The following is a 7,674-nucleotide window of genomic DNA, read 5'->3' on the forward strand; positions in this document are numbered from 1 at the left end:
TGCGTGTGAGACGGGGATGAACGAGGTATTTCCTGGGGATGAGTTGTTTGGGTTGATGCGAGGGTTTTTGTATGCGGGGGCGCCGTCGTTGGTGGTGAGTTTATGGATGGTGCATGATGGTTCGACGGCGCGGTTGATGGAGGAGTTTTATAGTGGGTTGCGGCAGGGCCAGAGCAAGCGGGCGGCGTTGCGGCAAGCTCAGTTGGCCCTGAAGCAGCAATATCCACATCCCTATCACTGGGCGCCTTTCGTCTTAATCGGAGCACCGTGAGAAGCTAATCGGGGAATCTGCGTCAGACAGGGTGACAGGTGAGGAAGATAGGTGATGTTCCAAGGGGATTTAAGCATATTTACGAATATGCCAGTGATCGAAGAAATGAGAGAATACCAAGCACGGACGCTGGGTTCCCGCGCAAGGCACTACCAAAGACGTTCTGCAAAGGATTATCGAGGAGAATGAGCCATGAAGCATCGGATCATCGCACATAAAAACGCCTTTTTGGTTGTGGTCATTCTGATTTTGATGGCCTCGGCGCTGACGCCGAGATCATTTCACTTGGTCGGTGATGTAACGCTGGCAGCGCAACGAAGCGGCGAGTATAAGGACGGTGAAGTCATCGTTCAACTAAAGCCGGGCGTGGTCGCTAGACAGTTAGCGGCGCGTTACAACTTGACGGTGAAAAAAGACCACAAGAACAACCAGTATCTCTTGTCGTTGACCAATCTAACCGCGCGTGACAGGCTCAGTGTCGAGCAGCTCGTCGCTCGGCTGAGTAAAGATCGTGACGTCGAATGGGTAGAGCCGAATTACTTAGTGGGACTTGATCAGTTCGAATCGGACCAACGCAGCATCCCGAACATTGATCCGCGCAGCATGCCGTTTTTGGATGGTGTATCGCCGGCTGACTATTTTCAACAATATGCGCTAACGCTCGTCAAAGCTCCGCAGGCGCACGCGATCACGAAGGGCTTCGGTGTGACGGTCGCGGTGATTGATTCAGGCGTGGATACAACGCACCCGCTCTTTCGCAACGTGACTGTGGGTTATGATTTCGTGGACAATGACACAAACCCATCTGAAACAGGATTCGGCAGCGCCTACGGCCACGGCACGCATGCTGCCGGCACGGTCTTGCTCGTTGCCCCAGACGCGACGATCATGCCCATCCGTGCGTTCAATTCGGCTGGCATAGGCGATGCCTCAGCCATTGCCAGCGCCATTCGCTGGGCTGCCGATCAAGGCGCTCAGGTGATCAATATGAGCTTCAGCTACCACGATGAGCTTCGCGTCGTGAAAGATGCCGTCGTCTACGCTCGCTCACGTGGTGCGGTGCTGGTTGCTTCGGCGGGCAATACAGGAGGCGCTGTCCGTTATCCGGCCAGGGCAAAGGAGGTCATCGCTGTGGCTGCTACAGACGCTCAGGATAGGAAAACAAGCTGGAGCTGTGAAGGCAAAGAAGTTCATGTGGCTGCGCCCGGCGTGAGCATCTACAGCGCGTATCCAGGTGGCGGCTGGGCATGGTGGGATGGCACATCGTTTGCCGCGCCACTGGTCAGCGGCGAGGCAGCATTGATTATTGCTCGCGGCCGTCATTCTGACGTCGCCAAAAGAATCGGCGACACAGCCGATCCCGTCGGCGGCGGCATGGGCAAAGGTCGAATTAACTGCTACGAGGCTGTCCGCTGAGTACACCGACTGACCGGGCATTCTCAGGTGATTCCGATGTAGCTGTGAAATTTGTTGCATACCATCAGACTGACGCTCTGGTTTTCTTCCAAGCGCCACAACAGATCTGAAGCTCGGCCGAGCACAAGCCCAGCGGCGCAGGGCGCTTGCCGCAATGAACCAGGGAGCCTGATGCTTATTCCAATAGCGCAAGAAATCGCGTTAGGATGCGTTCGGTCATTCCCCAGATCGCACCGCGCGGCGATGGATAAGCCGGCCACTGGTGTGTCTGCCCAGCAAAAACATAAGAGACCGACGCTGAGCGCCCCTCTCGTTGAAGTTCCGTTATGGATAGCCAGAATGCGTCCTCTACTTCGCGTGGATCAAGTTTCAGAAGCACGTTCGGCGGCGCTACAGCCACCAGTGGAGTCACCACAATCAACGGCAATCGGCGGGTGACCGGCTGCAACGGTTCCATCACGCCGAGGAACCGCCCGCCCACCTGCAAGTCAATACCGACTTCTTCGCGGGTCTCCCGCACCGCGACCTCGCGCAAATCCTGGTCGCCCACTTCAGCCCGGCCACCCGGCAACGCCAGATGGCCTGACCACGGGTCTTCGGCGCGTTCTGCTCGCTTGATGATCAACACATCAGCCTGACCATCGCGATTGCGCAGCACCAGCGTGACGGCTGCCTGTTCATATTCACCGGCATCAATCGGCAGATGGTCGGCTGATGCCAGCCGGTGGGCAAGCTTTTGGCAGATCAGGTCAAACTCGGTCATCAGTGAAGCAACATCCTATTCTTCCCGCTCGGTCATCGGTGAAGCGACATCCTATTCTTCCGATTCTGTTCTCTCTGAGGCAACATCCTATTCTTCCAGCGTTGAGATGTCGCCCGGATCCATGCCCATTTCCTTCGCTTTCAGCACGCGGCGCATGATCTTGCCACTGCGCGTTTTCGGCAACCAGGTGGTGAACTCCAGCTCTGATGGCACAGCAATCGGGCCGAGTGTGTGGCGCACGTGCGCTTTCAGTTCTTCTGCCATGGTGTCGGTCGCGGCAAAGCCTTCTTTCAAGATGACGAAGACTTTGATTGCTTCGCCTTTGACCGGGTCTGGCTTGCCGATGGCTGCTGCTTCGGCCACTGCCGGATGGCTCACCAGCGCGCTTTCGATCTCAGCCGTGCCTAACCGGTAGCCGGACACTTTGATCACGTCATCGGCGCGACCCAAAATCCAGAAGTAGCCGTCTTCATCTTTGAAGGCCACATCGCCGGCAGTGTACACATTGGGAATCGTTTTCCAGTATTGCTCATACCGCTGCGGGTCTTTGTGAATGCGACGCTTCATAGACGGCCATGGATGCTTGATGACGAGAAAGCCGCCTTGCTTGGCCGGCACCGGATGCCCGTCTTTGTCCACTACGTCCGCAACAATGCCGGGGAACGGTCGTGTCGCTGAGCCAGGTTTGAGTGGTACGCACGGCAAGGGCGTGATCAACGTGCTGCCGGTTTCCGTCTGCCACCAGGTATCCATGATCGGACAGCGTTCGCCGGTGACGCGATAATACCACAACCAGGCTTCGGGATTGATCGGCTCACCGACGCTGCCAAGTATGCGCAAACTGCTCAAGTCGTATTTCTGCGGCCACTGCTCGCCATAACGCATGAGTGAGCGGATGGCCGTCGGCGTTGTGTAGAAAATGCTCACATCATATTTCTCGATCAATGACCACCAACGCCCCGGATCAGGATAATCAGGCGCGCCTTCAGGGAAGAGCACTGTAGCCGCGTTCAGCAACGGCCCGTAGACGATGTAGCTGTGACCGGTCACCCAACCCGGATCAGCCGTGCAGAAATAGACATCGTCGTCCTTCAGGTCAAAGACCCACTTGGCCGTGATGTACGTGCCGACCATGTAGCCGCCATGAACGTGAACGACGCCTTTGGGCCGACCGGTCGTGCCCGATGTGTAGAGGAAATAGAGTGGGTCTTCGGCATCCATCGGTTCGGCCGGGCAGATCGAAGAGGCCGCATTGACCAGCTCATGCCAGTCCCGTTCGCGCGGCGGGAATAGCTCCAGCGGCGGCGATTGCCGTCGCACGACGACCACGTGCTCAACGCTCGGCGCTTGCTCGACCGCCTCGTCTACGATGCCTTTGAGGTGAACTGTCTTGCCGCGTTGATAGCCAACGTCAGCCGTGATCACCAGTTTCGCTTCAGCATCAACGATACGGTCACGCAACGCTTGCGCGCTGAAACCTGAATAGACGACGCTGTGAACCGCGCCAATACGAGCGCAGGCCAGCAGCGCAATGACCTGTTCAGGAATGCGCGGCATGTAGACGGTGACACGGTCGCCCTTAGTGATGCCCAGTGATTTCATGGCATTGGCAAACCGGTTGACTTGCTTCAACAGTTGACCATACGTGTAGGTTTGCGTGGAGCCGTCTTCGCTAACCCAGATGAGCGCCACTTTGTTTTTGCGCCCGTTGTTAACGTGTCGGTCGAGGCAGTTGTAGCTAATGTTGCACTGTGCGCCGACAAACCATTTCGCCCATGGATAGTTCCATTCGAGCACTCTATCCCAAGGCTTGAACCATTCCAGTTGACCGGCGATCTCAGCCCAGAATCGTTCTGGATCAGCGATGGATTGCTGATAAATTTCCTCGTAATTTTTAATCCAGGCCGATTCGAGAATGTGTTGCGGCGGATGGTACACGTTCTTCGTTTCAGTGAGCACGTTGATTTGCTCTTGAATGGTTGACATGGTTTCCCTCCACAGTGGAATGAACAAGCGCTATAAGCTAGCCAAAATCACGAGCCGATACAATCAATTCTTATCGGTTGGCTCTGGTTCCATTGCGCTGATTGAGGGCAGCAAAGGCCCCTGCCATCGTTGACGGGTCAGTAACCTCGGCTGGCGCCGCCACCGCCGGAGCTGCCGCCGCCGAAACTGCCGCCGCCGAAGCTGCCGCCACCAAAATTGCCGCCGGACGACGCGCTGGTTGAAATGCGTGGGATCGTTCGGTAGTAGACGCGATGATACGTGCAGAATTCGCAGGCTTCGGTGATCTTCGCTCTCCCTTCACTATAGGTCGTTGCTTCGCGCACCGTCACCTCGGTGCTCGAACAGGTTCGGTTGAGGCACTGCGGGCACTGGTTATAGCCGCTGAACCATCTGGGATAGCGCAGCGTGAAATGATGCGAGCAGGCCGGACATAACCAGACGTCGTAATCAACGCTTCGGAGCGTCTCTTCGAGCTGCTTGACCTCATCCAGATGTTTGTCTTCTTCTGTTTCGGGCAAGCGACGCATCATCGCGCCGCAGGAAGGGCATCGGCGTTTGCGATAGCGGCGCCATCGGCGATAGCCGACGTACGACCCGATGCCGAGCGGGATCACACCGAGCAGTCCTAACGCCTCTGTCGGAAATTCTTCCGATTCATCGTAGCTTTCTGTGGTGGCCGAAGGAATATCAACCGGTTGATTCTTGACGACGGCGGCAATGGTTTGAACGCCCCACAACAGGCCGGAGTCAAAGTCACCTGTTCTGAAGTAGGGAATAACGTAGCTGTCTAGGATCGCACCGCATTTGCCATCCGGTAAGATGGCTTCCAGTCCGTAACCGACTTCAATCCTGATGCGCCGGTCACCAGTAGACCACAGAACGAGCACGCCGTTGTCTTTACCTTTTTTGCCAATGCCCCACCGTTGGAATAGATCGTGAGCGAACTCTTCAATCTCGCGCCCTTCAAGCGAGTTGATGACCACAACAGCCATCTCAGCCGTCGTCTCGGCTTCTAGTGTATCAATGATGGTATTGAGTTGTTGGATGGTTTGCGGTCGCAGTGTGCCGGTCAGGTCGGTGACCCAGGTATTATCGCGGGTTTTGGGGTTGGGAATCTCTTCCGGGCGCTCCGCCCAAACAAGGCTGGCTCCAACAGCCACCAGACAGGCTGCCAGAAGCCACTGTTCCCAACCCCTGCATGTTTTCATTGCAGCGAGACGAGTATTAGGATCTTGCCTCGACCGTGATCAAGACGCTCCATGGCCTTGCCAATGATCGCGCCCTGTGCCTGCCCGGTATCGCTCACGCGCATGGCATAGCCCGGCGTCGGTGATGTGGTGAGCAAGTCTCCCGGTTTGATCGCGCCGTAGGAAGCGTCAACGCACGTGTAGACTCGACCACTCAGCGCAACCGGCTTGTAGGATGTGTCTGCTCGCATACCCAGTACCACGCCCGAATAGAGGCCGCCGGCGCCGGCAACCACGCCAACCACGCCGCGCTCGTGAGCCTGCGTAGAGAGCTTCAGCCGCCCAGCTTTCTCTGGATCAATGACGACCACGTGGCCAGGTTGAATCTGATCTGCTTGGCGCAGCTCGAACATTTCAGCCAGATCCAATCCGCGACCGTTCAGTTGAATGCTGCCGCCTGATGGGCCACCGTTGATCGCAACGGTCGTTTGACCATCAGGGCCATTGATTTGAATCGAGCCGCCGGCACTCTCATTGGCGGCCATCTGAATTAACTCACGCGCTTGTTGATCACGCAAACGAATCCGTCCGGCTGTCGTGACATTATTGTCAGTCAAGCCGCCGGCTACCACTTCAGTGGTGAACGTGCGCCGGCTTGTAATCAGGTCACCGGTGCCGAAGAAGTCACGCATGGGCGGCTGCGCCAAGCCAATACGGACCGAGTTGAAAAAGAAGTGTTGAATAGCTGCGTTGACATCGGACGGCGTCAACAACCCAAAGTGACTAGCCAAGAAACCAGCCAGAAATCCACCGATCAACCAACCGGCTATCGCTGTTTTTTTCTTCATTCTCTCGTTTCTCCTGTTGGAATCTTACTCTCGTGTTCACCGGGCCGAACGATAATAGCTGGGACGAAGATTCGATGCAAGCGTGGCGTTCGGATGAACCGCACCTACCGTCGCGAGGGATAGGAGTATGGCTCAAAACTCCTGCTGTGCGCCTTGCTCATGGCGCTGATTCCTCGTGCCAGAAATGGTCAGCTTGGAGGTTCAAAAGCAGCCACGGTTATTGTTGACAGCTTCAGTGGGAAGGAAAATCTTGCTGACAGCTAGCGAAGCGCAAGTGATGTTTCTTGACTGCTGGCGCAGTGCAGCAGATTTTTGTTGTGGGCTAGCCGAGCACAAGAGATTTTTGTTGGGATACCGAACGCGGAGGGAAAGACCACGTTCGTGGAGCCAAAAAACATAGCGGGACCTGAAACGACTGAGCAGGAGTGTACGACCTTCACTTAGCCTTTAGAGCGGTTTGCGAATGAATTTGCGCTGGGAGCGCCCGCTTCCAGCGTGCTGGCTCGCAAGATGCGGGGCTCCTAAGCTAAAGGCAATTGAAAACTGCTCTAGTCACGTTATGGTCAATAAATTTATGCTTCGATGGCGACAGCCGCGCACCAGTGGGTAGCCAGACGTGCAACATCTGGGTGAACGTCATCCCCAATCCGGCTTCACTCTTTGGCGGCGGCAGCCGCCGCCAGCAGGTAGCCAGACGTGCAACGTCTGGGAGCCGTCATCCCCTAATCCCTGGCGCCTTGGAGAGGCGCCAGCAGCCCTCCCATGGGGTCATTCGTGCAACTGAAACACTCGCCGCGAACACCCATGTCGTCGCGCGTCTCCAACGCGCCATGATTGTTTAGTCTGCTGTTCCAGACGTTTCACGTCTGGCTGGACTTTGGCGCTTTTTGAGGGGAGGATGTCCTCCAGTTAAAATTGAGGAGTTTTTAAAATCTCAGAAAATCGGAGGACATCGTGAGAGAAGATAACACAGCCAGAAAGATTCAGACCAGCGAGCCGTCGTTGCTCAAGGAATTGATTCGCTTGCTGCAGGCGCATCGTGAGGCGGCCAAGCAGCGGCGGAGTTGGGTGCGAGTCGAGGCGTTAGTGATGGCCGAGCTGTTCAGCTTTGGGCGCAAGACGATGACCCAGCGGTTGGTGAGCCTGGGAGCGACCGAGCAGGATTGGAGCGCCTGGTATCGG

The 7,674-nt window shown here is 56.4% G+C and carries 7 protein-coding genes; 3 read left to right on the plus strand and 4 right to left on the minus strand.

All coding sequences use genetic code 11. From position 1 onward, the window contains the following. Positions 1 to 271, plus strand: a 271-nt coding sequence (locus tag NZ823_10000; GenBank protein ID MCS6805457.1) for a CHAT domain-containing protein, incomplete at its 5' end; no start/stop codon positions are given. 192 nt (positions 272 to 463) lie between these two features. Continuing rightward, positions 464 to 1,687 (plus strand): S8 family serine peptidase, encoded by a 1,224-nt coding sequence (locus NZ823_10005; GenBank protein MCS6805458.1) that lies wholly within the window; start codon positions 464 to 466, stop codon positions 1,685 to 1,687. Positions 1,688 to 1,862: 175 nt separating this feature from the next. On the opposite strand, the gene NZ823_10010 is transcribed toward NZ823_10005, so the two are convergent. The 4 genes from NZ823_10010 to NZ823_10025 all read right to left on the minus strand — a co-directional run bounded on the left by NZ823_10010 (position 1,863) and on the right by NZ823_10025 (position 6,492). Continuing rightward, a complete protein-coding gene (locus NZ823_10010; GenBank protein ID MCS6805459.1) occupies positions 1,863 to 2,450 on the minus strand; it encodes a CoA pyrophosphatase in 588 nt (195 codons plus the stop codon). 87 nt (positions 2,451 to 2,537) lie between these two features. Further along, complete coding sequence (acs, locus tag NZ823_10015; protein ID MCS6805460.1) at positions 2,538 to 4,436, minus strand: acetate--CoA ligase; 1,899 nt, start codon at positions 4,434 to 4,436, stop codon at positions 2,538 to 2,540. 137 nt (positions 4,437 to 4,573) lie between these two features. After that, positions 4,574 to 5,617: a TPM domain-containing protein gene (locus NZ823_10020; protein ID MCS6805461.1), complete on the minus strand. Its 1,044-nt coding sequence runs from the start codon at positions 5,615 to 5,617 to the stop codon at positions 4,574 to 4,576. 44 nt (positions 5,618 to 5,661) lie between these two features. Further along, on the minus strand, positions 5,662 to 6,492 hold the full coding sequence (locus NZ823_10025; protein ID MCS6805462.1) for a hypothetical protein: 831 nt from the start codon (positions 6,490 to 6,492) through the stop codon (positions 5,662 to 5,664). 954 nt (positions 6,493 to 7,446) lie between these two features. Between NZ823_10025 and NZ823_10030 the strand changes: the two genes are divergently transcribed. After that, positions 7,447 to 7,674: hypothetical protein (locus NZ823_10030; protein ID MCS6805463.1), on the plus strand; the 228-nt coding region annotated here is incomplete at its 3' end.

It is taken from the genome of Blastocatellia bacterium (genome assembly GCA_025054955.1).
Taxonomy (GTDB): Bacteria; Acidobacteriota; Blastocatellia; order HR10; family J050; genus JANWZE01.

Coding starts and splice junctions, on each gene's coding strand:
- NZ823_10005 (MCS6805458.1), top strand. CDS start 464: ATGAAGCATCGGATCATCGCACATAAAAACGCCTTTTTGGTTGTGGTC.
- NZ823_10010 (MCS6805459.1), bottom strand. CDS start 2,450: ATGACCGAGTTTGACCTGATCTGCCAAAAGCTTGCCCACCGGCTGGCA.
- acs (MCS6805460.1), bottom strand. CDS start 4,436: ATGTCAACCATTCAAGAGCAAATCAACGTGCTCACTGAAACGAAGAAC.
- NZ823_10025 (MCS6805462.1), bottom strand. CDS start 6,492: ATGAAGAAAAAAACAGCGATAGCCGGTTGGTTGATCGGTGGATTTCTG.